General features: G+C 55.7%; 18 protein-coding genes and 2 CRISPR repeat arrays. Of the genes, 11 read left to right on the top strand and 7 right to left on the bottom strand.

Going from position 1 to position 24,960, the window contains the following annotated elements:
• Positions 1-20 precede the first annotated feature (20 nt).
• The 9 genes from clpS to cas6f all read left to right on the top strand — a co-directional run bounded on the left by clpS (position 21) and on the right by cas6f (position 12,478).
• Positions 21-341: an ATP-dependent Clp protease adapter ClpS gene (clpS, locus tag C6A40_RS08990; protein ID WP_006174393.1), complete on the top strand. Its 321-nt coding sequence runs from the start codon at positions 21-23 to the stop codon at positions 339-341.
• 27 nt (positions 342-368) lie between these two features.
• Positions 369-2,648, top strand: a complete 2,280-nt coding sequence (gene clpA / locus C6A40_RS08985) for an ATP-dependent Clp protease ATP-binding subunit ClpA (RefSeq protein ID WP_014831269.1) — start codon at positions 369-371, stop codon at positions 2,646-2,648.
• A 260-nt stretch (positions 2,649-2,908) separates the two neighbouring features.
• Positions 2,909-3,349 carry a hypothetical protein gene (locus C6A40_RS08980; protein ID WP_045334118.1) on the top strand — a complete coding sequence of 147 codons (441 nt, stop codon included), beginning with the start codon at positions 2,909-2,911 and terminating at the stop codon, positions 3,347-3,349.
• 176 nt (positions 3,350-3,525) lie between these two features.
• Positions 3,526-4,095: a CRISPR direct-repeat array (repeat unit 28 nt; unit sequence GTTCACTGCCGTACAGGCAGCTTAGAAA).
• A gap of 334 nt (positions 4,096-4,429) precedes the next feature.
• Entirely contained in the window at positions 4,430-5,413 is a 984-nt protein-coding gene (gene cas1f / locus C6A40_RS08975; protein ID WP_045334120.1) for a type I-F CRISPR-associated endonuclease Cas1f, read from the top strand.
• Complete coding sequence (gene cas3f / locus C6A40_RS08970; RefSeq protein WP_045334122.1) at positions 5,410-8,643, top strand: type I-F CRISPR-associated helicase Cas3f; 3,234 nt, start codon at positions 5,410-5,412, stop codon at positions 8,641-8,643. The genes cas1f and cas3f overlap by 4 nt, the downstream gene beginning before the upstream one ends.
• A 16-nt stretch (positions 8,644-8,659) precedes the next feature.
• Positions 8,660-9,970, top strand: coding sequence for a type I-F CRISPR-associated protein Csy1 (csy1, locus tag C6A40_RS08965; RefSeq protein WP_046092263.1), 1,311 nt, complete (start codon positions 8,660-8,662; stop codon positions 9,968-9,970).
• Positions 9,967-10,902, top strand: coding sequence for a type I-F CRISPR-associated protein Csy2 (gene csy2, locus C6A40_RS08960; protein WP_045334125.1), 936 nt, complete (start codon positions 9,967-9,969; stop codon positions 10,900-10,902). The genes csy1 and csy2 overlap by 4 nt, the downstream gene beginning before the upstream one ends.
• 13 nt (positions 10,903-10,915) lie before the next feature.
• Entirely contained in the window at positions 10,916-11,914 is a 999-nt protein-coding gene (csy3, locus tag C6A40_RS08955; protein ID WP_045334127.1) for a type I-F CRISPR-associated protein Csy3, read from the top strand.
• A 9-nt stretch (positions 11,915-11,923) separates the two neighbouring features.
• Positions 11,924-12,478 (top strand): type I-F CRISPR-associated endoribonuclease Cas6/Csy4, encoded by a 555-nt coding sequence (gene cas6f / locus C6A40_RS08950; RefSeq protein WP_023327015.1) that lies wholly within the window; start codon positions 11,924-11,926, stop codon positions 12,476-12,478.
• A gap of 21 nt (positions 12,479-12,499) precedes the next feature.
• Here cas6f and C6A40_RS08945 read toward each other — a convergent pair whose 3' ends face one another.
• From C6A40_RS08945 to trxB, 7 genes are all read right to left on the bottom strand, one after another.
• On the bottom strand, positions 12,500-12,973 hold the full coding sequence (locus tag C6A40_RS08945; RefSeq protein ID WP_045334129.1) for an RES family NAD+ phosphorylase: 474 nt from the start codon (positions 12,971-12,973) through the stop codon (positions 12,500-12,502).
• Positions 12,970-13,413, bottom strand: a complete 444-nt coding sequence (parS, locus tag C6A40_RS08940) for a type II RES/Xre toxin-antitoxin system antitoxin (protein ID WP_023327017.1) — start codon at positions 13,411-13,413, stop codon at positions 12,970-12,972. Before parS ends, C6A40_RS08945 begins: the two co-directional genes overlap by 4 nt.
• Before the next feature lie 238 nt (positions 13,414-13,651).
• Positions 13,652-13,980: direct repeats of the CRISPR family, unit length 28 nt; unit sequence GTGCTCTGCCGTACAGGCAGCTTAGAAA.
• 232 nt (positions 13,981-14,212) lie between these two features.
• A complete protein-coding gene (infA, locus tag C6A40_RS08935; protein WP_002211347.1) occupies positions 14,213-14,431 on the bottom strand; it encodes a translation initiation factor IF-1 in 219 nt (72 codons plus the stop codon).
• A gap of 284 nt (positions 14,432-14,715) precedes the next feature.
• Positions 14,716-15,420 (bottom strand): leucyl/phenylalanyl-tRNA--protein transferase, encoded by a 705-nt coding sequence (aat, locus tag C6A40_RS08930; protein ID WP_008499991.1) that lies wholly within the window; start codon positions 15,418-15,420, stop codon positions 14,716-14,718.
• A 45-nt stretch (positions 15,421-15,465) separates the two neighbouring features.
• Entirely contained in the window at positions 15,466-17,187 is a 1,722-nt protein-coding gene (cydC, locus tag C6A40_RS08925) for a heme ABC transporter ATP-binding protein/permease CydC (protein WP_021240888.1), read from the bottom strand.
• Positions 17,187-18,953, bottom strand: coding sequence for a heme ABC transporter permease/ATP-binding protein CydD (gene cydD, locus C6A40_RS08920; protein ID WP_045334131.1), 1,767 nt, complete (start codon positions 18,951-18,953; stop codon positions 17,187-17,189). Before cydD ends, cydC begins: the two co-directional genes overlap by 1 nt.
• 114 nt (positions 18,954-19,067) lie before the next feature.
• The gene (trxB, locus tag C6A40_RS08915; protein ID WP_021240886.1) at positions 19,068-20,036 is read right to left on the bottom strand and encodes a thioredoxin-disulfide reductase; all 969 of its coding nucleotides are present in this window, start codon (positions 20,034-20,036) and stop codon (positions 19,068-19,070) included.
• A gap of 544 nt (positions 20,037-20,580) precedes the next feature.
• Between trxB and lrp the strand changes: the two genes are divergently transcribed.
• Positions 20,581-21,075: a leucine-responsive transcriptional regulator Lrp gene (gene lrp / locus C6A40_RS08905; RefSeq protein ID WP_000228469.1), complete on the top strand. Its 495-nt coding sequence runs from the start codon at positions 20,581-20,583 to the stop codon at positions 21,073-21,075.
• 135 nt (positions 21,076-21,210) lie between these two features.
• Positions 21,211-24,885, top strand: a complete 3,675-nt coding sequence (locus C6A40_RS08900; RefSeq protein ID WP_045334133.1) for a DNA translocase FtsK 4TM domain-containing protein — start codon at positions 21,211-21,213, stop codon at positions 24,883-24,885.
• The last annotated feature ends 75 nt before the right edge of the window (positions 24,886-24,960 follow it).

The raw sequence follows: 24,960 nt of genomic DNA, 5'->3' as shown, positions 1-24,960 counted from the left end.
ATTCAAAGTGGTTATGCAAAATGGGTAAGACCAACGACTGGCTGGATTTTGACCAGCTGGCGGAAGACAAAGTGCGTGACGCGCTAAAACCGCCATCTATGTATAAAGTTATGTTAATGAACGATGATTACACGCCGATGGAATTTGTTATTGACGTGCTACAAAAGTTCTTTTCTTATGATGTAGAACGTGCAACGCAACTGATGCTTACCGTTCATTATCGTGGCAAAGCTATCTGCGGCATCTTCACAGCCGAAGTGGCGGAAACCAAAGTGGCGATGGTGAACGACTATGCGAGGGAGAACGAGCATCCGTTGCTGTGTACGCTGGAAAAGGCCTGATAAGGCATAAAATTGGGGGAGGTGCCTATGCTCAATCAAGAACTGGAACTCAGTTTAAACATGGCTTTCGCCAGAGCGCGTGAGCACCGACATGAGTTTATGACCGTCGAGCATTTACTGCTCGCACTGCTTAGCAACCCATCTGCCCGCGAAGCGCTGGAAGCCTGCTCCGTGGATCTGGTGGCGCTACGTCAGGAACTCGAAGCCTTCATCGAACAAACCACACCGGTGCTGCCGGCCAGTGAAGAAGAGCGCGACACGCAGCCGACGCTCAGCTTCCAGCGCGTGTTGCAGCGCGCGGTATTCCACGTCCAGTCTTCCGGACGTAGTGAAGTGACTGGCGCAAACGTCTTAGTCGCCATCTTCAGCGAGCAGGAGTCACAGGCTGCCTATCTGCTGCGCAAACACGAAGTCAGCCGCCTCGACGTGGTTAACTTTATCTCTCACGGAACGCGCAAAGACGAGCCTAACCAGGCATCGGATTCCAGCAATCAGGTCAATAACAATGAAGAGCAAGCAGGCGGGGAGGATCGTATGGAAAACTTCACCACCAACCTTAACCAGCTTGCTCGCGTTGGCGGTATCGACCCGCTGATTGGTCGCGATAAAGAGCTGGAGCGCGCGATCCAGGTGCTGTGCCGTCGCCGCAAGAACAACCCGCTGCTGGTCGGGGAATCTGGCGTGGGTAAAACCGCGATTGCCGAAGGCCTTGCCTGGCGCATTGTGCAGGGCGACGTGCCGGAAGTGATTGCCGACTGCACCATCTACTCGCTGGATATCGGCTCGCTGCTGGCGGGCACCAAATACCGCGGTGATTTTGAAAAACGCTTCAAGGCACTGTTAAAACAGCTGGAGCAGGATACCAACAGCATCCTGTTTATCGATGAGATCCACACCATCATCGGCGCGGGTGCGGCCTCCGGCGGCCAGGTGGATGCGGCTAACCTGATCAAACCGCTGCTCTCCAGCGGCAAGATCCGCGTGATTGGCTCCACCACCTACCAGGAGTTCAGCAACATCTTTGAGAAAGATCGCGCGCTGGCGCGCCGCTTCCAGAAAATCGACGTGACCGAACCGTCCGTCGAGGAAACGGTGCAGATCATCAACGGCCTGAAGCCGAAGTACGAAGCGCACCACGACGTGCGTTACACCGCGAAAGCGGTGCGTGCGGCGGTGGAGCTGGCGGTGAAATACATCAACGACCGTCATCTGCCGGATAAGGCGATTGACGTGATTGATGAGGCAGGGGCCCGTGCGCGCCTGATGCCGGCCAGCAAGCGTAAGAAAACCGTTAACGTGGCGGATATTGAGTCCGTGGTGGCCCGCATCGCGCGTATCCCTGAGAAGAGCGTTTCTCAGAGCGACCGCGACACGCTGCGCACCCTTGGCAATCGCCTGAAAATGCTGGTCTTTGGTCAGGATAAAGCCATTGAGGCCTTAACCGAAGCGATCAAGATGGCCCGCGCAGGACTGGGGCATGAGCACAAGCCTGTCGGTTCCTTCCTGTTTGCCGGCCCGACCGGCGTGGGGAAAACTGAGGTAACGGTTCAGCTCTCTAAAGCACTGGGCATTGAGCTGCTGCGCTTTGATATGTCCGAGTATATGGAGCGTCACACCGTCAGCCGTTTGATTGGTGCGCCTCCGGGCTACGTGGGCTTTGACCAGGGCGGCCTGCTCACCGACGCGGTGATCAAGCATCCGCATGCGGTACTGCTGCTCGATGAAATCGAGAAAGCGCACCCGGACGTGTTCAACATCCTGCTGCAGGTGATGGACAACGGGACGCTGACCGACAACAACGGGCGCAAGGCGGACTTCCGTAACGTGGTGCTGGTGATGACCACCAACGCCGGGGTACGTGAAACCGAGCGTAAATCCATCGGCCTGATCCACCAGGACAACAGCACCGATGCGATGGAGGAGATCAAGAAGATCTTCACGCCGGAGTTCCGTAACCGTCTGGACAACATTATCTGGTTCGATCACCTCTCTACCGAGGTGATCCATCAGGTCGTGGACAAGTTCATCGTCGAGCTGCAGGTTCAGCTGGATCAGAAAGGCGTGTCGCTGGAAGTAAGCCAGGAGGCCCGCAACTGGCTGGCCGAGAAAGGCTACGACCGTGCGATGGGGGCCCGTCCGATGGCGCGTGTGATTCAGGACAACCTGAAGAAACCGCTGGCGAACGAGCTGCTGTTTGGCTCGCTGGTGGACGGCGGCCAGGTGACCGTGGCGCTGGATCAGGCGAAGAACGAACTGACGTACGATTTCCAGAGTGCAGCGAAGCACAAGCCGGAAGCGGCTCACTGAGTGAGTTGAACGTTAATGTTAAAAACCGGGCGAATGCCCGGTTTTTTTATGCCTGCTTTTCTCCCTCTCCCTGTGGGAGAGGGTTGGGGTGAGGGCAACAGACCGCAGAGGAATTTTGCGAGGCGCTTTCCAGTTTTGTTCGAAGTCAGTTGCTGGATAAATCCACAGTAATAAAATGGCGGCGCACCTGCAAAATCAGGTGCCGGGATTGGCGTCCTGAAAGTGTGCACAAACAATCTTACGTGCATAAAGGATTACATATGACTGATATTAATAATTTCGCCCAACTTTACAGCGAACTCTCCCTCAACCCCGATCTCCCCACCCTGGCCGAACGCTGCAAACTGCTCACCGAAATCCTTCTCGATTGCAAATCACTCCCGCAAACGCAGCCCGTTTGCCGCTGTCTCGGAGCCTGGCTGGAAGAGGTGAAATCCGGCCTCACAGAATCAATGCGTGATTTTCAAGTGTTGGAATTTGAGGACGAAGCGGAAAAACCGCGACAAAAAGAGTGGTTGCTGGAAGATACAGAAACGAAATGCGACTACTGCCGGGCGTTAAACCATGTGCTGCTGGTGTCGCATTTTGACCGAGATATGTTGCCGCACCTGACGGGGTTGCTGCATGACATTACGCATTCAATGGCCGCGGATGTCGTTGCACCTCAAAGTGCAGAAACGGTAATTCACATTATTTCCTGAGTGCTATCTGAGGCGTCGGGGGTGTTCCTCTAACGCCATTGGTTTAAACCCTTTTTTCTGATGCTTACGTAAAATATTGATTTATATGGTTATAATTTACGTCCCAGAAAAAGGGTTTTATGCGAAAAAGTTGATTATTTTGTTTGCTAACAATAGGATGGCGTTGTTTCCTTTCAGTTCACTGCCGTACAGGCAGCTTAGAAAAATCGCCATTTCGATCCCGGTGCTGGCACCGCGTTCACTGCCGTACAGGCAGCTTAGAAAGCTTGCTAACCCCGGCCAGGCGGGGCTGATTCGTTCACTGCCGTACAGGCAGCTTAGAAAAGAAATTCATGGGTGAACAAACTAACCCAGGCGTTCACTGCCGTACAGGCAGCTTAGAAAAGAATGTGTACGCCAGGCAGTTAGGGGGCTGGGTTCACTGCCGTACAGGCAGCTTAGAAAAGGCTGCTCAGGTGCCACAGCAACAGACACCTGTTCACTGCCGTACAGGCAGCTTAGAAAGCTTACTGCAGAAGTTAGAAAATGATCCCCGCCGTTCACTGCCGTACAGGCAGCTTAGAAATGCGACAAGTGCCAGATATCAAGCGACTGTGGGTTCACTGCCGTACAGGCAGCTTAGAAACGTGGCCGTGCGGTCACGGCGAAGCATCTGAAGTTCACTGCCGTACAGGCAGCTTAGAAACGTACTCAGGTGAGATTAGTGGCTTCACATCATGTTCACTGCCGTACAGGCAGCTTAGAAAGCGCAGATTGCCGCCCGTCTCGGACGAACAGTGTTCACTGCCGCACAGGTAGCACAACTAAAAACAACTCTCTATAACATTCAGCTTACCTATTTAAAATTTAATACTATCAAACCCACATTCTTTATTTTTCGCAATAAATAAAAAATTCATTCACATACCAATTATATTCTAATGAATATATTGTTCGTAAAAATAATGCATTAAATGGAAAAGTGATTTTTCACTTTATTATCGCGGTAATTACTCTTCATTTGATACCCGTCACATTTGTTTTCATCTTATCTTCGATAACATACCGCGCATTCAACACCTTGAAATAAAAGCCCTTGCTATGTCCGTAAACAGCATCACTCCAACAGACTTAAAAACTATCCTGCATTCAAAGCGCGCCAATATTTATTACCTGGAAAAATGTCGCATCCAGGTGAATGGTGGGCGCGTTGAATATGTCACCCAGGAAGGCAAGGAGTCGTTTTACTGGAATATTCCCATCGCGAATACCACGGCAGTGATGCTGGGAATGGGAACATCCGTTACACAAATGGCAATGCGGGAGTTTGCCCGGGCGGGCGTGATGGTCGGTTTCTGTGGAACGGATGGCACGCCGCTTTATTCTGCGAACGAGGTGGACATTGACGTCTCATGGCTCAGCCCGCAAAGCGAATACCGCCCGACCGCATATTTACAAAACTGGGTCTCATTCTGGTTTGATGAAGAAAAACGTCTGCAGGCGGCAAAGCATTTTCAGCTTGTCCGTTTACTGCAAATTGAAAAACAGTGGGAGAGGCTGAGGATTCAGCGGGAAACGCCTTTTCAGCCTGATAAGGTCGCGCTGGAGACTATTCTGGATCGGGCCAGAACGGGCATGGAAAACGCACAGGACCACACCTCGCTGATGCTCCAGGAAGCGCAGCTCACGAAATCGCTCTACAAACTGACCAGTCAAACGGTGGGCTATGGCAGCTTTACCCGCGCCAAACGCGGTGGTGGGGCGGATATGGCGAACCGTTTCCTCGATCAGGGCAACTATCTGGCCTACGGGCTGGCGGCTGTCGCGGCCTGGGTAACGGGCATTCCTCACGGTCTGGCGGTTATGCACGGTAAAACCCGACGCGGCGGGCTGGTTTTTGATATTGCCGATCTAATCAAAGACGCCCTCGTTATGCCGCAGGCGTTTATTGCGGCTATGGAGGGTGAGGATAATCAACAGTTTCGTCAGCGCTGCATCAACGCGTTTCAACAGTCTGATGCGCTGGATGTGATGATCACCACGTTGCAGGACACCTCTCAATCGCTGGCGGGAGTGGCACAATGAATGTGCTGATTATCTCTCGGTGTACCAAACGTGCGCGCGAGCAAAGCTGCCAGATTATCGATCAGTTTGCTGAACGTACGGGTGATGCCGCGTGGCAGACGACGATAACGATGGAAGGCGTTAACGCGCTGCGCAAGCTGCTGCGTAAAACGGCACGCCGTAATACCGCCGTGGCCTGCCACTGGCTGAAAAAAAACGGTCAAAGCGAGCTGTTGTGGATAGTCGGTAATTTGCGTCGCTTTAACGCGCAAGGGCGCGTGCCAACGAATCGCACGACGCTGCAAATTATCCGGAACGATGGTGAACACCGCTGGCAAAGTGCGGAAAGCATCGCCTTGCTGGCGGCGATCGCCGGGCTGTTTCATGATTTTGGCAAAGCGGGGATGTGCTTCCAGCAGACGCTTAAGGGGGAAAGTCAGCACGTTTGTCAGCCGTATCGCCACGAGTGGATCTCGGTGCGTCTGTTCGAGGCGTTTGTGGGAGAGCAAACGGATGCGCAGTGGCTGGCATCGTTAACGCAGCTTAAGGCCGCTGACGAAAAAGCCATGCTGAAAGCGCTGAAGATGGACAGGGCAGAGTGGAGCAATAGCCCGCTCGAAAAATTGCCCCCTGTCGCCAGGGTGGTGGCGTGGCTAATGCTATCGCACCACCGTTTACCTCAACCGCATCCGGCAAAGACCTCATTACTGTACAGCGAAGGCTGGATTGAGAAACAGCTGAACGCAGACTGGAACGCGCTTAATCATAAATCCAATGAAAAACATCAGTGGAAAGCGCGTGATTTTAAAAATGTCTGGACATTCCCGCACGGCACGCCGCTAAAAAGTCAAACCTGGCGCGAGAAGGCCCGACAGATCGGTAAACGCATCCGGAACCTGCCCGCGCTACTTCAGGCGGGATCGCTGGATAATCTTTTCACCCTCCATCTCGCCCGCCTGTCGCTGATGCTGGCCGATCACGTTTACTCCTCACAACCTGCATATTTAGCCTGGCAGGATGATGCCGTCCCGTGCTGGGCCAACAGCGACCGCCAGTCCGGGCTGCTTAAGCAAAAACTGGATGAGCACAATGTCGGTGTCGCCCATCAGGCGCTGTTGATGGGACGTTCTCTTCCGGCGTTGCGCCGTTCATTGCCCGCCATCGCCCGGCATAAAACGTTCCGGGAAAGGGCGAAAGAATCGCGTTTTCACTGGCAAAACAAGGCGTGGGACGTAGCGTCTTCTCTGCGCGAGAAGAGTGCCGGGCAGGGCTTCTTCGGCATTAATATGGCCTCGACCGGATGCGGGAAAACCTTTGCTAATGCCCGGATTATGTATGCTCTTTCGGATGAGCATGAGGGGTGCCGCTTCAGCGTGGCGCTGGGGTTACGCACGCTGACGCTGCAAACGGGGCAGGCTCTGCAGTCGCGCCTGGGGCTGGATGACGACACGCTGGCCGTCGTTACCGGTGCTGCGGCAGTGAAGGAACTGTATCAGGGCAACGATGCTGAAGACACCAGCAGCGCCAGCGACGAAACGTTTTTCGCCAGCCACCATTACGTGCATTACGAAGGGGCGACCAGTAGCGGCATCGCGCAGCAGTGGCTGGCGAAAGAACCGGCGCTCAATCGCCTGGTGAGTGCCCCGGTGCTGGTGACAACTATCGATCACCTGATGCCTGCAACGGAAGGCGTACGCGGCGGCAGGCAGATCCCCGCCATGCTGCGCCTGATGACCAGCGATCTGGTGCTTGATGAACCTGACGATTTTGACGTTGATGATTTGCACGCCCTGTGTCGGCTGGTGAACTGGGCGGGAATGCTCGGTTCTCGCGTGCTACTTTCCTCTGCAACGCTCCCCCCCGCGTTAACGGAAGCGCTGTTTGAAGCCTATCGGGAAGGGCGCAGAGCCTGGCAGGCCGCGTGCGGTCAGTCGGACAGACCGATGAGTATCTGCTGCGCCTGGTTTGATGAGTATGGCGCGCAGTCGCAGGATGTGGCCGACGATGCTCAATTTCGTCAGGCGCATGGCGATTTTGTCACGCAGCGGATTAAACGTCTGCCAGACCAGCCCCGGCTTCGCCTGGGTAAACTGGCCGCCGTGGAGCCGCATTCGTCCTGTAATGCTGATGTTGTCTTTGCGCTGGCGCAGACGCTGCACCAGCAAATGTTCGCACTGCACGGTTATCACCGTAGCACCCATAAAAGCGGCAAAACCGTGTCGTTTGGTCTGGTGCGGATGGCGAATATCAACCCGCTGGTTGCCGTCGCGCAGGCGCTGATGGCATTGCCTTCTCCGGACAATTACCGCATTCATTATTGCGTGTACCACAGCCAGCACCCGCTGGCTGTGCGTGCGGCGATTGAAAAACGGCTCGACGCCGCGTTCACGCGGCACGAACCGGAGCGGGTCTGGCAGTTGCCTGACGTTAAGCAGGCGCTGATGTTACCGGAACAGCATCATCTCTTTGTCGTGCTTGGCACATCCGTTCTCGAAGTCGGGCGCGATTTTGATGCCGACTGGGGGATTATCGAGCCGAGCTCGATGCGTTCACTTATTCAGTTTGCGGGCCGTATTCAACGCCATCGTCAGATCGTGCCTGAGAGCGAAAACCTGGTGATTCTGGAACGCAACGTGCGTGCGCTTCGCGGAGAAGAGATCGCCTACTGTCGGCCCGGTTTTGAAACCGAGCAGCATCTGCTGCCTCACCACGATCTCCATGAACTGCTCAGCGAAGAGGGCTATCGCACGCTGAATGCGATCCCGCGCATCGTGGAAAACCTGCCCGGCAATGCGCTGGCGGCGCTGGAGCATGCCCGTTTGCGCGCCGCGCTGTTGGACGGCGGCGATAAATCAGATGCTGTAGCGGCGTCGTGGTGGCGACTGCCGCTGACGTGGAACGGTGAGTTGCAGCGGCGAACGCCGTTTCGCCGCGCTTCACCGCAGGACACTTTCTTTTTGAGTATGGAAGACGAAGGCGATGAACCTGAGTTTTGCCTGATGCAGGAGAACGGGGTGTTAAAACCTGCGGGACGGTTTTGCGAGAAGTCCTTATCGATGGCCGAGGGGGTAGAGCCGTGGATGGCGATTGATTATGGCGAGGTATTACAGGCGCTGGCCGAGGCGAAGCAGATGGAGCTGGACACGGTGTCGCGACGGTATGGCGAAATTACGTTAAGAGTCAGCAGGGAGGAGGAGACGGAACAATGGCTGTATCACCCAGTGTTGGGTGTGTTCAGGGAATATCGATAAGGAGCCAGGAGCGAGTATGTCAGTTGAAGCACTAAGCGCTTTCATCGCTGAGTATATTGCCGGACGACGGCAAACAAAGCTGGAAGCATTTGATAAAGAGGCCGCAAAGCGTAGCGCTGAAGAGAGCGCGACGATTGCGGCAGAACGCCGGGATCTGGAGCTTCGCTATGAACCGAAAGCCTGGCTGACGGATGCCGCGAAGCGAGCCGGACAAATTAACCTCGTGACCCATGCGGCGAAATTTACCCACGGGGATTCAAAAAGTAGCAGTATTTACAGCGAGGCAGTGGCGCACGAAGGGTATCTCAGCACCGCTGCGTTGTCAGGTCTGGAACCGGATGCCGTGGGAAACGCCGCGGCGCTGGACGTCGCGAAATTGCTGCAAACACGGGTTGACGGTGGTGATTCTCTACTGGCAAGCCTGAAACGCGGAGATCGCGCTGCGCTGGCCGCTTTTACCGATGACGCAAACCAACTGGATGAATGGATTGCGGGATTTTCCTGTGCGTTAACGCCCGGAGAACCCGCTTCGCACAAATTGGCTAAGCAGGGCTATTTCCCGGTAGGTGAAAGTTACCATCTGCTAAGCCCGTTATTTGCCACCTCGCTTGTTCACGCCATGCATCAGAAAATGATTGCCTTCCGTTTTGGCGACGATATTAAAGCCATCTGGAAAGCGCGCCGGGAGAAAACCTGGCATCCCACTCCGCTGACGCTTTTCCCGGATTCAGCGGAAATACACTTTGGTGGCACCAAACCGCAAAACATTTCCTATCTCAACAGCGTCCGCGGCGGGCGTAGCTGGCTTCTATCCTGTCAGCCGCCGCAGTGGAAAAAAGCAGACAAGCCGCCGACGACGTTACGTTCTATTTTCACTTTAGGTGGTCAGTTTGATCGACGTGCAAACAGCACTGTTCAACTGCTTGTGTCTTTATTGGCCAGAACCGGTGATTATACCAATGTCCGTATTCGCGAAGCGCGTGATGAATACATTGATGCGCTTATCGACCTGCTGTTTGTGGTGGCGTCGGAACTACAGCGTGATACATGGCAAAACTGGACGCTCTCGTGCGAACGATTAGTCACTCATCAACAACTCTGGCTCGATCCCTGGCGCACTAAAACCGATGAGGCTTTTCGTCTCGAGCGGGATAAAGACGACTGGCAGGTAAGCGTCGCGACAGATTTTGCCCTGTGGCTTAACGCGCGCCTGAGCAAGGCATTGAAGGATGTGGGGTATGTGGAACAGCGTGAATGGCAAACCCGTGAACGTTTACGCAGCAACCTGCGTGAGATGGAAAAAATTATCCGGGAGGCGCTGAAATGAGTTCACTGATCCTGCTTCGCCGTGTGAGAGTTGAAAACGCCAACGCGATTGCTGGTATGACTTACGGTTTTCCCGCCATTACCCATTTCCTGGGATTTACCCATGTGCTGTCCCGCAGGTTGAAGGAAACGCACGGGCTGCGCATTGATGGCTGTGCTGTCGTCAGTCACGAGCACCAGATCCACGCGCACACGTCTGGCCGCGATTATCAGTTTGCCCTGACCCGCAATCCGCTTACACGGGACGCGAAAACGGCCTCCTTTAACGAAGAGGGGCGCATGCACATGACGGTTTCGCTGCTGCTGGAGTGTCACGGGGAAATTCCAAATGGCGAATACGGTCAGCGCGATCTTGCCGAGCATCTCAGGCAGGTGTGTCCGACGCTCCGACTTGCGGGAGGAATCATCGTCGATATCCAGGACATTTCGGTTATGGCGATGCCTGCTAGCGCTCAGGAGATGGGGCGATTAAAGTGGCAACTGATGCCGGGCTTTACCTTGCGGGATCGCAGCAGCTGGCTGGGCGAGCATCATACGACTCTGCTTGAACATAACCCGGATGCAACGCTTCTCGACGCCTGGCTGGATTTTGCCGCGCTAAAAATACAGGCAGAAACGCCAGAGGATAGCGATATCCAGGAAGGCGAACCGGCCAACTGGCACGTTGTTCCGAAACCCAACCCCGGTTATCTGGTGCCGTTGATGACGGGTTATCAGCGCATCTCTGAACTCTACGCACCGGGCGTCGTGGCCAACGCGCGTGATGCAGAAACGCCCTTTGCGTTTACCGAAGCGGTGTATGGCGTGGGCGAGTGGTGCGGTCTGCACCGGATTCGGTCACTGGACGAGATTTTCTGGCGTTATCGGACAACGGAAACAGGCTACTACTGTCAGGGCGCGGGCGCGCCGGTGACATCAGAACTTATTAATTAAAAAGGACTTATCTATGGCAAAGGCTCCAACGGCCGTTAAAACGGCATCTGTACTGGCATTTGAACGTAAGCTGGCAACCTCGGATGCAGTGATGTATTCCGGAAGCTGGCAGGGCAATCAGTGGCAACCGATCCGCATCCAGGAAAAAGCGGTGCGTGGCACCATCTCTAACCGCCTGAAAAATGCCCTGACCAACGATCCGTCTAAACTGGATGCTGAGATCCAGAAAGCCAACCTGCAGCGTGTGGATGTGGCGTCGCTACCTGCCGATGCAGACACCCTGAAGGTGAAATTTACCCTGCGGGTGCTGGGAAACCTGTCGACGCCTTCCGTGTGTAACGATCGCGCGTATCAGGATGAACTTCAGCAGGTTATCGATGGCTATATCACTGAACACGGTTTTGCCGAACTGGCGCGCCGCTACGCAACTAACCTGGCGAACGGGCGTTTTTTATGGCGCAACCGCGTCGGTGCTGAAAAAATCATCGTGAACGTGACGGGCAGTAAGTCGTGGACGTTTGATGCATACAATTATGCGCTGCGAGATTTTACAGCCAGCGACGAGAGCCTAAACGCACTGGCGCAGGAAATCGAAAAAGGGCTTAGCGGTGAAGGATTTGTTCTCCTGAACGTCGAAGCGCAGGTGCTCCTCGGTGCCGGACAGGAGATCTTCCCGTCGCAGGAACTGGTTCTGGACAGCAACAGCAGCAAGAGCCGTCTGTTGTATCAGGTAGACAGCGTTGCGGGCATGCACTCGCAGAAAATCGGGAATGCCATTCGAACTATCGATACCTGGCATCCTCAGGTAGATGCGCTGGGCGCTATCGCCGTTGAGCCGTACGGCTCAGTCACCAGTCGCGGCGTGGCTTGTCGTCAGCCGAAGGAAAAAATGGACTTCTACACCTTGCTGGATAACTGGGTGACGAAAGGACTGAAACCCGAGGTTGAGCAGCAGCATTATGTCATGGCTGTGCTGATCCGCGGTGGCGTTTTCGGTGAAAAGGGCGATTAAGGAGTGGCTATGGATCACTATCTTGAGATCCGCGTTCTGCCCGATCCGGAGTTCAGCGAGGAGATGCTGATGGCTGCGCTGGTGGCCAAGCTGCACCGCGCGCTGGGACAACGAGGGCAGGGGGATATAGGGATCAGCTTCCCGGCATATGGCCTTAAGCCTGGCCCCGTCTTACGCGTGCACGGTCATCATCAGGCACTAAGCGAACTTGAAGCATTGTCCTGGCGGAAAGGGTTGAGTGACTACTGCATGTCCTCAGACATCCAGCCCGTTCCTGTCGTCAACCAGTGGCGCTGCGTGAGCCGCGTCCAGGTGAAAAGCAGTGCGCAGAGGCTCATGCGACGCTCGGTGAAAAAAGGATGGTTAACAGAGGAGGAGGCGCAACAACGTCTTCTGACGATGCAGGAAGCGAGGACGGATTTACCCTGGCTTAACCTGCGCAGTCTCTCTACCGGCCAGTCTTTTAAGCTCTTCATTCGCCATGGTGATTTGCTCTCTACGCCTGTCTCCGGGATGTTTACGACCTACGGACTCAGCGCGACGGCGACGGTTCCCTGGTTCTGATACGCATAACCGCATCCGCGTTCAGGGTGCGGTTTTTTCAGCCAGGCGGGTATCAAAAATAAAGGGGAGTTGCTGAACTGAATTGAGCGCCGAGTGGAACGCCGGATGTAAGGGGTTAAGGATGGCATTGTTTTCATAAGGAATGATACAGGAAGGTAAGATAAGCGCGAGGGCACTGTTAGCCTGCAACCAACCGGTTCCCAGATCCATTGTCGATACCGGCGCCGGATTTTCCTGCCAGTCCTCGGGGAGCCACGCTTTATCCAGGTAATCTATCTGGTCATCCGGGATATCAATGCTGAAAAGCTGGTACTGATTCAGCACGGTATCTTTTCTGACATGTACCAAAATCTCCAGTGAGGCCAGCGAGATGGAGGTGGAGACATACACAGCTGGATGGCCTTTATGATTCCAACGTCCGCCATACTGATTTGCACCACTCCCACTCCACGCCTCGCTGGCATAGCGTCCTGTCACCAGACGATAAAAAATCATGCGAACACGCCGTGTTCCAGGCGGCCAATTAAATCGGTGACTTCCAGCGCACCGGTTTCCGTCGCTATTAAGTCGACAGGCGCCACGTTCCCGAGTCCGCGCACCGGTGCCTGCAGCCAGGTCCATGCTTCTTCTTTACTGCCAAAATAGTCAACGGCAGCGTCCAGCACCCGAACGAAACGGGCCACGCGTTCGCTCTCGTCGGGCGTTAACGTCCGTCCCGCGCTTTTGCGGCGGGCCACGTTACGTTCGTTGATACCCGTGACACGCAAAATGTCCGCTTTCGACATGGACGTCCACTCGTGGATGTTGTCGAGCACGCTGACGGGTAATCCCTGATTGAGAAATTCAATCAACCGCATACCTCGGTTGGCGGGTAAACCGGCGTAACGCCAAAGTGCGTTATCAGCAGGTTTCTGTGCGGGGATCCATGTTCTCATGTAACCTCCTGAGTGATGTCATTTGTCATGGTTAAGTATAGCCATTTGTCAGGGTGGGTGGAATGGGTGTTTTTGTGTGGGGGATTAATGCGAAGAAAGGTGTTTTGACCCTAATTTTTAGCGTTTGTGTAATAGATTGATTTTAAATGATTATTTCTGGTGGATGAAAAAGAGGGTGAGAGAAGGATTTTTAGCTTTTTTTGTATGCAAATCATAAGGGTGTGGAGATATTATTTCAGTGCTCTGCCGTACAGGCATCTTAGAAAAACCCTTGCGCACCTTGGTGAACAAGCGGTGTGTGCTCTGCCGTACAGGCAGCTTAGAAATTCGCAGAATGCGAAGAATCGGAACCAGAAACGTGCTCTGCCGTACAGGCAGCTTAGAAAGTATATGAATCCCCCATTTGCCAGGCAAGCGGTGTGCTCTGCCGTACAGGCAGCTTAGAAATGAGAAGTACGAAGCAGAGTATGGAAAGACACGTGCTCTGCCGTACAGGCAGCTTAGAAAATGCGCGGACAGAATATGTCAGCAGAAACCGCGTGCTCTGCCGTACAGGCAGCTTAGAAAGCTGGAATCAAAGTGATGGAGTGAGTATAAGGATGCACTGCCGCACACGCAGCTCAGCAAAATAGAAAATAAGGCCTAACAGTCCTCGGACCGTGCACTGTCGAACAGACAGCCCTGAAGCTGGAACGAACGGCTAATTAATTGTTCAAATAATCAACTGCGACACAAAAAAATAAGGCCGGGAATATCCCGGCCTTATTTAATATTCATCTGCCATTACAGGCGAAAACAATTAGCGACTACGGAAGACAATGCGGCCTTTGCTCAGGTCGTACGGGGTCAGTTCAACAGTCACTTTGTCGCCCGTCAAAATGCGGATGTAGTTTTTGCGCATTTTACCGGAGATGTGCGCAGTTACCACGTGACCGTTTTCCAGCTCTACGCGAAACATGGTATTAGGCAACGTATCAAGTACGGTACCCTGCATTTCAATATTGTCTTCTTTGGCCATCTAATCCTCTGGGGTATCACTACCAAGTTTTGAACCGGCAAGATAATGCCGAAATTCATCAATTAAGTAAAGAATTGCGCGTTTGAAACGCAGCAAAACAGTTTCGGCGCATTGCCCAAGCGTCACGGTACAACCGAACGGAAAGCGCATTCGTAAAGGGGATACAACAGGATAAACGTCAGGACGTTATCTGAAGCGAAGGTCCCAAACGGCGGCGGGGCAACAGGCAGAAGCTACTCTGCGGCGTAATTATAACACCCTCACAAAAAATATGCGGAAAACATTTAGGCATTGGGCATAAAGAGCGTTCTCGGTATCCAGAAGTCGCGCGGGAGCTTTTCCTGACGGCTGGCATCCAGATGCTCGATGTACTGGCGTCGCGGTATCTCAACGGCGCCGAGGGAAGCCGTGTGCTCATTGAGCACCTGACAATCGATCAGGCGTCCGCCGCGCTGGGCAAACGCCTGGCAGAAGACCAGCAGCGCCGTTTTCGAGGCGTTAACCGCGCGGGAGAACATCGACTCACCACAAAACAGCGTCCCCTGCGCCACGCCATACATGCCGCCGACCAGTGCTCCGCCGTCCCACACCTCAATGGAGTGCGCGTAGCCAAGCTCGTGAAGCTGGTGGTAAGCGGTAATGATATCGCGGGTTATCCATGTTCCCTCAAACCGGTCTTCGGCACAGCCTTCAATGACCTGACCAAAGGCGTGGTTCAGGGTGACGCGGTACGGTGATTTTGCATGGAAACGCTTCATGCTGCGGCTCAGGTGAAACTGCTCTGGCCACAGCACGGCACGCGGATCGGGAGACCACCATAAAATCGGGTCGCCGGGAGAAAACCAGGGGAAGATGCCGCGCTGATACGCCATCAACAGCCGCGCAGGGCTGAGGTCACCACCAAGGGCCAGCAGCCCATTGGGCTCACGCAGCGCCCCTTCAGGAGAAGGGAACGCGATGTTATGACGAGAAAGCTGGACCAGGCGCATGACAGCAAAACTCCAGTACGCGAGTGAGGACGCTACAAATATAGTCTACAGACGCTGTTTAAACTGGAAGTAGCGACCCTGTTTCGCCAACAGCTCTGCGTGACTACCTTGCTCAATAATGTGTCCGTTGTCCATCACAATTATCCGATCAAAACTCGCCAGTCCGCGCAGGCGGTGCGTGACCATCAGGACGGTTTTACCGGTCATGACATTGGCCAGCAAATCAAGGATTTGGCTCTCGGTCGTGGCATCCAGCCCTTCGGTGGGTTCGTCAAGCAGCATCAGCGGCGCATCGTGCAGCAGCGCGCGCGCAATCGCCAGACGGCGCAGCTCTCCGCCGGAAAGCTGACGACCGCCTTCACCGAGCCAGCTGTTCAGTCCATCGCCCTCAAGCAGCTTATGCAGACCGACCTGTTCCAGCACGGCGCGAAGCGCATCATCAGAGGCCTCTGGCGCAGCCAGCAGCAGGTTATCACGCAGGGTGGCGCTAAACAGATGCACGCGCTGCGGAACGACGCTGACGGTTTTGCGCAGGGCCTGCTCGCTGAAATCGGTCAGCAACGTATTATTAAAACGAATCTGACCGCGCTGCGGGTCCCAGGCGCGGGTCAACAGCTGCAGCAGCGTCGATTTACCGCAGCCGGTACGGCCGAGGATCGCAATCCGCTGACCGGCATTCACAGAAAGGGTGATACCGTCCAGCGCGTTCTGCGCCTGTTTGTCATAGCTGAAGGTAACATCTTCAAGCGTCAGCGCAACCTGCTCAGGGACAGCGGTCTGCCCGGCACTGAACGTGACTTCAGGCTCCTGCTCGGCAATCTGGGTGATGCGCAGGGCAGAGGCGATGACCTGTCCCAGATGCTGGAAGGCGCCCGTCACCGGAGCCAGCGCTTCAAACGCGGCCAGCGCACAGAAAACGAAAAGGGCAATAAGCGGACCCGGCTGTGTGTTTCCCCCAATATCGCCGGAAGCCAGCCACAGCATGGCAATCACCGCCACGCCGCCGATCAGCATCATCAGCGCCTGAGAGAAGGCCGTCAGTTCCGACTGACGGCGCTGGGCCTCATGCCAGTTCAGCTCCGTACTTTCCATCCGCGCGCGGTAGCGCTTGCTGGCACCAAAAATGGTCAGCTCTGCCTGCCCCTGAAGCCAGGCGGTCAACTGCTGGCGGTAGTCCCCGCGCAGGCGCGTCAGGTTTTCCCCGGTGGATTTCCCGGCGCGGTAAAACAGCGGCGGCAGAACGATAAGCGTCAGCAGCATGATCCCGCCCAGCGTCAGCGCAACGGGAACATCCAGAACAGACAGCCCCAGCGTGACCACCACAATCACCACAAACGCGCCCACGATAGGGGAAATCACGCGCAGGTAAAGGTGATCCAGCGTGTCAACGTCCGCCACCACGCGGTTAAGCAACTCGCCCTGACGAAAACGCGCCAGCCCGGCAGGGGAGAGGGGCAGCAGTTTGCTGAAGGTATAGATACGCAGGTGCTGCAGCACGCGGAAAGTGGCGTCGTGGCTGACCAGCCGTTCGAAATAGCGTCCGGCAGTACGGGTGATGGCGGTACCGCGAACCCCGGCGGCCGGAAGCATATAGTTGAAGCTGTATAATCCGGCGAACCCCGCGACGGCCGAGGCCGACAGGAACCAGCCGGAAAGCGTGAGCAGGCCGATGCTGGCGAGCAGCGTGACAATCGCCAGCACAATCCCCAGCGTCAGCATCCATTTGTGGCGTTTATAGAGCGCAAGATAAGGCAGCAGAGCGCGCATCAGATATCCTCCTGACGGTTTGCCAGCAGGGTCGCAAATGGCCCCTGGGCGGCAACGAGAGAGGCGTAGTCGCCTTGCTCAACAATACGGCCGTTTTCCATGACCCAGATCTGGTCCCAGTCGGCAATCCCTTCCAGCTGGTGGGTGACCATCAGGGTGGTTTGCTGCAGCGAGGCGGCGTTAAGCGCTTCCATTACGCGCTGCTCGCTGTGTGCGTCAAGGCTGGCTGCGGGCTCGTCCAGCAGCATAAGCTGGCATGGGTTAAGCAGCGCGCGGGCAACGGCCACACGCTGCGCCTGCCCGACCGACAGCCCGGCGGACTGGTCGCCGACTACGGTATCCACCCCTTGCGGCAGCAGCGGCAGAAATTCGCTGACCCAGGCGCGGTCGAGAACCGATTGCAGCTCATCTTCACGCGCGTCCGGGCGCGCCAGAAGCACGTTTTCACGGAGCGTAGATGCCGGGAGCTGCGGGTTTTGGCCTACCCAGCTGAGCTGTTTACGCCAGGCGTCAGGATCGAGGTTGCGCAGTTCAGTTTTGTTGATCCGCAGTGAACCCGTGTAGGCCATAAAACCGGACAACGCGTTCAGCAGAGAACTTTTCCCGGAACCGCTGATGCCGACAAGCACCACGCGTTGTCCGGCAGGTAAGGTAAAGTTCAGCGGACCGGCGAGCACTTTGCCTTCGGGCGACATAATGGAAAAGTCCTGCGCTTCAATGGTCACGGAGTCTTTAGCATTCAGCGTTACATCACCGCGCTCCGGGTGGGCCAGCGGCGTTTCCAGGAACGTTTTCAGGCTATCGGCGGCGCCAACCGCCTGGGCTTTGGCGTGATAAAAGGTCCCCAGATCGCGAAGCGGCTGGAAAAACTCCGGCGCCAGGATCAGCGCCAGGAACCCGGCTGAAAGGGTCACCGCCGTGCCGTAATGGCCGAAATCCAGCGCCCCGAGGTAGGAGAAGCCGAAGTAGACCGCCACGAGGGCAATCGACAGTGAGGTGAAGAATTCCAGTACGCCGGAGGACAGGAAGGCGAGGCGTAACACTTCCATGGTGCGCTGACGAAAGTCCTGCGACGCCAGGCGAATATTTTCGGTTTCCGCTTCACCGCGGCCAAAAATGCGCAACGTCTCCATGCCGCGAAGGCGATCGAGGAAATGACCGCTCAGTCGACCCAGAGCCAGGAAGTTTCTGCGGTTGGCATCCGCTGCCCCCATCCCGACCAGCGCCATAAACAGCGGGATCAGCGGGGCGGTGCCCAGCAGAATCAGCGCTGCCATCCAGTTCACCGGGAAAATGGCGATCACGATCAGCAGCGGAACGAAGACGGCAAGGGCCATCTGCGGCAGATAGCGCGCGTAGTAGTCATGCATATCGTCAATCTGCTCAAGGATCAGCGTCGCCCAGCTACCGGCCGGTTTACCCTGGATCCACGCGGGCCCGGCTTCCTGAAGCCTGTCGAGCACCTGACGGCGGATCTCGTAGCGGATGTGCTGTCCGGCGTGAAAACCGACGCGCTCACGCAGCCACACCACCCAGGCGCGCAGGATAAAAATCAGGATCAGGACAATAAAGGGCAGCAGGAGCGCTTCGCGGGGAATGTTCTCCATGATCATGTGATTAAGAATGCGGGCCAGCAGCCATGCCTGGGCAACAATCAACAGACCGCTGATGAAACCCAAAATACGGGAAATCGTAAGCCAGCGGCGGGAAAGAACGCTTTGCTGTTTCAGCCAGCGAGTTAACTCTTGTTGACGGGTTTTTTCCATTGCGTACTTTGCAGGTGACGTTATTAGAAGTTGGGCAGCGCAATGTTACAACGGGGAGACAATAAAGGCGACTTATCGCCGCCTTTATTTACGTTTGTTACTGACTTGTAAAGATTATTTACCTTGTTCAGCCAGTCCATCGAGGTAGCGTTCAGCGTCCAGCGCGGCCATACAGCCGGTGCCCGCAGAGGTGATCGCCTGACGGTAAATGTGGTCCATTACGTCGCCGGCCGCGAATACGCCCGGGATGCTGGTTTGAGTCGCATTACCGTGAATGCCGGACTGCACTTTGATGTAGCCGTTTTCCAGCTCCAGCTGGCCTTCGAAGATCGCGGTGTTCGGGCTGTGGCCGATAGCCACGAACAGACCCGCCACTTCCAGCGTTTCGACGTTATCGGTGTTCTGGGTATCACGGATACGCAGACCGGCAACGCCCATCTGGTCGCCCGTCACCTCTTCCAGGGTGCGGTTGGTGTGCAGCACGATGTTGCCGCTTGCCACTTTATCCATCAGACGTTTGATCAGGATCTTCTCCGCGCGGAAGGTCTCGCGACGGTGGATCAGGTGCACTTCAGAGGCAATGTTGGCCAGATAAAGCGCTTCTTCCACCGCGGTGTTGCCGCCGCCGATAACCGCGACTTTCTGGTTGCGATAGAAGAAACCGTCGCAGGTGGCGCAGGCAGAAACCCCGCGGCCTTTGAACGCTTCTTCGGATGGCAGACCGAGATAACGGGCAGAGGCGCCGGTAGCGATGATCAGCGCGTCACAGGTGTATTCACCGCTGTCGCCCGTCAGGCGGAACGGACGGTTCTGCAGGTCGACCTTGTTGATGTGATCGAACAGAATTTCGGTTTCGAATTTAGCGGCATGCTCGTGCATGCGCTCCATCAGCAGCGGCCCGGTCAGGTCGTTCGGGTCCCCTGGCCAGTTTTCCACTTCGGTGGTGGTGGTCAGCTGACCGCCTTTTTCCATACCGGTGATGAGTACCGGGTGCAGGTTAGCGCGTGCAGCGTAGACCGCCGCGGTATATCCCGCAGGTCCAGAACCAAGGATTAGCAGCTTACTGTGTTTGGCCGTGCCCATGAGATCCCCATTGTTGTTGGCAGACATTTGGCTGGATTGTAGGGAATTTGTTGCCGTAAAAAAAGAGCGCAGCAATTTTGATATCAATCTGTGTAATAGCCGTGGACGATGAATCGCGCGCGATAACATCACGCTTTCTTAAGAAAACCGGTCGTTTATAAGGCAATAAAATGAGGATTAATACCCTGTCGTAATGAATATCCGGCATGTTGTACTAAAAAACGATGTTTTGCTTTGACAATCCCCTGCGCTTTTGCGAAAACATTCAAGGAAGAAAAAAAACCGCGTTAACCGTATGCCGCATAGGCATGCACGTAAATGCCATTTTTACCGGGTCAGTGAAATCTACGCATGGCGTGGACAGACGCCATACGTGATGTCGGTGACAGCCTTCGGGCAACGGTCTTCTTACCAACAGAACCCGAATCCGCATCGCGTCTAATACAAAACCAGGCGATGTGATGACTAACGGGTACAGGCTCTGAACAGTGATGTGCACAGGGTCCAGGCAGGAGTAGGGAAGGAATACAGAGAGACAATAATAATGGTAGATAGCAAGAAGCGCCCTGGCAAAGATCTCGACCGTATCGATCGTAACATTCTGAATGAATTGCAAAAGGATGGGCGTATTTCCAACGTCGAGCTTTCAAAACGTGTGGGACTTTCCCCGACGCCGTGCCTTGAGCGTGTGCGCCGACTGGAAAGACAGGGTTTTATTCAGGGCTATACGGCTCTGCTGAACCCGCATTATCTGGATGCCTCACTTCTGGTATTTGTTGAGATTACTCTGAATCGTGGTGCGCCGGATGTGTTTGAGCAATTTAACGCCGCTGTACAAAAACTTGAAGAAATTCAAGAGTGCCATCTGGTGTCCGGTGATTTCGACTACCTGTTGAAAACCCGTGTGCCTGATATGTCCGCCTACCGTAAGCTGCTGGGGGAAACCCTGTTGCGTCTGCCGGGCGTGAACGACACCCGTACTTATGTGGTAATGGAAGAGGTCAAACAGAGCAATCGTCTGGTTATTAAGACGCGCTAACACGGAACAGGTGCAAAATCAGCGTAGTTTGATTACACTCCTGTTAATCCATACAGCAACAGTGCCGGGGAGTCCCGGCGCTGTTGTCCGTTTTAGCAAACAGGCAGGATATGCCTGATACCTGGAGAGCCTTTCTTGAGCCAGGAATACACTGAAGACAAAGAAGTCACACTATCGAAGCTAAGCAGCGGACGTCGTCTCCTCGAGGCTTTGCTGATTGTTATTGCCCTTTTTGCCGTCTGGCTGATGGCAGCCTTACTCAGTTTCAACCCCTCTGATCCCAGCTGGTCACAAACTGCATGGCATGAGCCTATCCATAATTTAGGCGGTGTCCCCGGAGCCTGGCTTGCGGACACGCTGTTTTTCATTTTCGGTGTGATGGCCTACACCCTTCCCGTCATTATCATTGGCGGATGCTGGTTTGCGTGGCGTCATCGTCAGAACGATGATTACATCGACTATTTCGCCGTCTCGCTGCGCCTGATTGGCGCGCTGGCGCTGATCCTCACCTCCTGCGGGCTGGCAGCGATCAATGCGGATGATATCTGGTACTTCGCCTCTGGCGGGGTAATCGGCAGCTTATTAAGTTCCGCGCTTCAGCCGATGCTGCACAGCAGCGGCGGCACGCTGGCGCTGCTGTGCATCTGGGCCGCCGGGCTGACGCTGTTTACCGGCTGGTCCTGGGTGAGCATTGCCGAGAAAATTGGCAGCTTTATCCTCACCATTCTGACCTTCGCCAGTAACCGTACCCGTCGTGACGATACGTGGGTGGATGAAGACGAATACGAAGATGAAGAGGAAGACGATGCGCCTGTGCAGCGTCGCGAGTCTCGTCGTGCCCGAATTCTGCGCGGTGCGCTGGCGCGTCGCCAGCGTGTTGCTGAGAAATTTGCCAACCCGCTGGGCCGTAAAACCGATGCGGCGCTCTTCTCCGGTAAACGCATGGATGAAGACGAGCAGGTTGAGTACCGTGCAGCAGGTACCGCCGTCGATCCTGATGATGTGCTTTTTTCCGGTAGCCGTGCCACGCCGGGTGACTTCGACGAATACGATCCACTGTTGAACGGCCACTCGGTTACCGAGCCGGTTGCGGCTGCCGCCGCCGCGACGACCTCTGCGCAGGCGTATGCCGCGCCTGTCGACGCCGTGATGCCATCCGCGCCGGTCCCCCCGCCGGAATCCGTTATTCAGCAGCCTCAGGTTGACTGGCAGACTGCGCCGGGTGTTCACACGCCGGAGCCCGTTATTGCGCCTGAACCTGAAAGCTACATCCCCGTGCAGCAGGAACAGTGGCAGCAGCCTTATCAGCCGCCGCAGCCTGAGTATGCACCGCAGCAATATCAGCAGCCAGTGTCCCAGCCTTATCAGGAGTACGTGCCTGAACCCGTTGAACCTGTGCAGCCTTACGTTGCACCGCAGCCTGAACCTGAGCCTGAAATCGTGGAAGAGGTGAAGCCTGCGCGTCCACCGCTGTACTATTTCGAAGAAGTCGAAGAGCGTCGTGCGCGTGAACGCGAACAGCTGGCCGCCTGGTATCAGCCTGTGCCTGAACCGGTGCAGGAGCCGGTTACGAAGGCGCCTTCTGTTTCTGTTCCGCCGGTCGACCCGACGCCTGCTGTAGCACCCGTAGCGGAAGGCGTTAAGCAGGCTACTGCGGCCGCAGCAGCGGCGGCACCGGTCTTTAGCCTGGCAACAGGGGGCGCACCGCGTCCTCAGGTGAAAGAGGGGATTGGTCCGCAACTGCCTCGTCCTAACCGCGTCCGCGTGCCAACCCGCCGTGAGCTTGCTTCTTATGGCATCAAGCTGCCTTCCCAGCGCATGGCTGAAGAAAAAGCGCGCGAGTCTGAGTACGACGATGATGCTGATGAAATGCAGCAGGACGAGCTGGCCCGCCAGTTCGCTGCGCAGCAGAATCAGCGCTACGGTCAAGACTATCAGCACGACGAACCTGCGCTGGAAGACGAAGATGATGCGGCAGAAGCCGAATTAGCGCGCCAGTTTGCGGCAACGCAGCAGCAGCGTTACTCCGGTGAACAGCCAGCAGGGGCAAATCCGTTCTCGCTGTCGGACTTTGAATTCTCGCCGATGAAAGATCTGGTGGATGATGGCCCAAGCGAGCCTTTATTTACCCCGAGCGTGATGCCGGAAGCTGAGCCTGTGCGCCAGCAGACACCATCGACCTACGCACAGCAACCTGTTCAACAGCCGTATGTGCAACCACAGCAGCCGCAGCAACAGCAGTTCCAGCAGCCTGCGCCACAGCCGCAGGAGAGCCTGATTCACCCGCTGCTGATGCGTAACGGTGACAGCCGTCCGCTGCAGCGTCCAAGCACGCCGCTGCCGTCGCTGGACCTGCTGACGCCGCCGCCAGCAGAAGTCGAGCCGGTTGATACGTTTGCGCTGGAGCAGATGGCGCGTCTGGTTGAAGCCCGTCTGGCTGACTTCCGTATCAAGGCGGACGTGGTGAACTACTCGCCGGGTCCTGTGATCACCCGTTTTGAACTGAACCTGGCGCCGGGCGTAAAAGCCGCGCGTATTTCCAACCTGTCCCGCGACCTGGCGCGTTCGCTGTCGACCGTGGCGGTGCGCGTGGTGGAAGTGATACCGGGCAAACCGTACGTTGGTCTTGAGCTGCCGAACAAGAAACGTCAGACCGTCTACCTGCGTGAAGTGCTGGATAACACCAAGTTCCGTGATAACCCATCTCCACTGACCGTGGTGCTGGGTAAAGATATCGCTGGCGATCCGGTGGTGGCAGACCTCGCAAAAATGCCTCACCTGCTGGTCGCGGGTACCACCGGTTCCGGTAAGTCCGTCGGTGTGAACGCCATGATCCTCAGCATGCTCTATAAAGCGCAGCCGGAAGATGTGCGTTTCATCATGATCGACCCGAAAATGCTCGAACTGTCGGTCTATGAAGGTATTCCACATCTGCTGACTGAAGTGGTCACCGACATGAAAGACGCCGCCAACGCCCTGCGCTGGAGCGTGAATGAGATGGAACGCCGCTACAAGCTGATGTCTGCGCTGGGCGTGCGTAACCTGGCCGGCTATAACGAGAAAATCGCCGAAGCGGCGCGCATGGGCCGTCCGATTCCGGATCCGTACTGGAAGCCGGGTGACAGCATGGATGCCCAGCATCCGGTGCTGGAAAAACTGCCTTATATCGTGGTGCTGGTCGACGAATTCGCTGACCTGATGATGACCGTCGGTAAGAAAGTGGAAGAGCTGATTGCCCGTCTGGCGCAGAAAGCGCGTGCGGCCGGTATTCACCTTGTGCTGGCGACCCAGCGTCCTTCCGTGGACGTTATTACCGGTCTGATTAAAGCGAACATTCCGACGCGTATCGCCTTTACCGTATCCAGTAAAATTGACTCCCGTACCATTCTTGACCAGGGCGGTGCAGAGTCGCTGCTGGGAATGGGTGACATGCTCTATTCCGGGCCGAACTCCACCTCTCCGGTGCGTGTTCACGGCGCGTTCGTGCGCGACCAGGAAGTGCACGCGGTCGTGCAGGACTGGAAAGCGCGCGGTCGTCCGCAATACGTTGATGGCATCACCAGCGATACGGAAAGCGAAGGCGGCGGCGGTGGCTTTGACGGCGGTGAAGAGCTGGATCCGTTATTCGATCAGGCGGTGAATTTCGTTACCGAAAAACGTAAAGCGTCTATCTCTGGCGTACAGCGTCAGTTCCGCATCGGCTATAACCGCGCTGCGCGCATCATCGAGCAGATGGAAGCGCAGGGCATTGTGAGCGAGCAGGGGCATAACGGTAACCGCGAGGTGCTGGCTCCGCCACCGTTTGATTAACCTTCTGCGATTGCAAAGAAGGGTAAATCAGCCAAAATTAAGCATTTTCTTCTGTCGCCTGCCTCCGGGCAGGTC

This window comes from Enterobacter sp. GER_MD16_1505_Eko_090, from assembly GCF_003331015.1.
Classification (GTDB): Bacteria; Pseudomonadota; Gammaproteobacteria; order Enterobacterales; family Enterobacteriaceae; genus Enterobacter; species Enterobacter roggenkampii.
This window is presented reverse-complemented; position numbering and strand designations above follow the sequence as displayed.

Bases quoted from the DNA above. Each gene is read 5' to 3' on its own strand.
- csy2 (WP_045334125.1), top strand. From the start codon at position 9,967: ATGAGTTCACTGATCCTGCTTCGCCGTGTGAGAGTTGAAAACGCCAAC.
- cas1f (WP_045334120.1), top strand. From the start codon at position 4,430: ATGTCCGTAAACAGCATCACTCCAACAGACTTAAAAACTATCCTGCAT.
- parS (WP_023327017.1), bottom strand. From the start codon at position 13,413: ATGAGAACATGGATCCCCGCACAGAAACCTGCTGATAACGCACTTTGG.
- aat (WP_008499991.1), bottom strand. From the start codon at position 15,420: ATGCGCCTGGTCCAGCTTTCTCGTCATAACATCGCGTTCCCTTCTCCT.
- cydD (WP_045334131.1), bottom strand. From the start codon at position 18,953: ATGGAAAAAACCCGTCAACAAGAGTTAACTCGCTGGCTGAAACAGCAA.
- lrp (WP_000228469.1), top strand. From the start codon at position 20,581: ATGGTAGATAGCAAGAAGCGCCCTGGCAAAGATCTCGACCGTATCGAT.
- C6A40_RS08945 (WP_045334129.1), bottom strand. From the start codon at position 12,973: ATGATTTTTTATCGTCTGGTGACAGGACGCTATGCCAGCGAGGCGTGG.
- csy3 (WP_045334127.1), top strand. From the start codon at position 10,916: ATGGCAAAGGCTCCAACGGCCGTTAAAACGGCATCTGTACTGGCATTT.
- cas3f (WP_045334122.1), top strand. From the start codon at position 5,410: ATGAATGTGCTGATTATCTCTCGGTGTACCAAACGTGCGCGCGAGCAA.
- clpS (WP_006174393.1), top strand. From the start codon at position 21: ATGGGTAAGACCAACGACTGGCTGGATTTTGACCAGCTGGCGGAAGAC.
- csy1 (WP_046092263.1), top strand. From the start codon at position 8,660: ATGTCAGTTGAAGCACTAAGCGCTTTCATCGCTGAGTATATTGCCGGA.
- trxB (WP_021240886.1), bottom strand. From the start codon at position 20,036: ATGGGCACGGCCAAACACAGTAAGCTGCTAATCCTTGGTTCTGGACCT.
- cydC (WP_021240888.1), bottom strand. From the start codon at position 17,187: ATGCGCGCTCTGCTGCCTTATCTTGCGCTCTATAAACGCCACAAATGG.
- infA (WP_002211347.1), bottom strand. From the start codon at position 14,431: ATGGCCAAAGAAGACAATATTGAAATGCAGGGTACCGTACTTGATACG.
- clpA (WP_014831269.1), top strand. From the start codon at position 369: ATGCTCAATCAAGAACTGGAACTCAGTTTAAACATGGCTTTCGCCAGA.
- C6A40_RS08980 (WP_045334118.1), top strand. From the start codon at position 2,909: ATGACTGATATTAATAATTTCGCCCAACTTTACAGCGAACTCTCCCTC.
- cas6f (WP_023327015.1), top strand. From the start codon at position 11,924: ATGGATCACTATCTTGAGATCCGCGTTCTGCCCGATCCGGAGTTCAGC.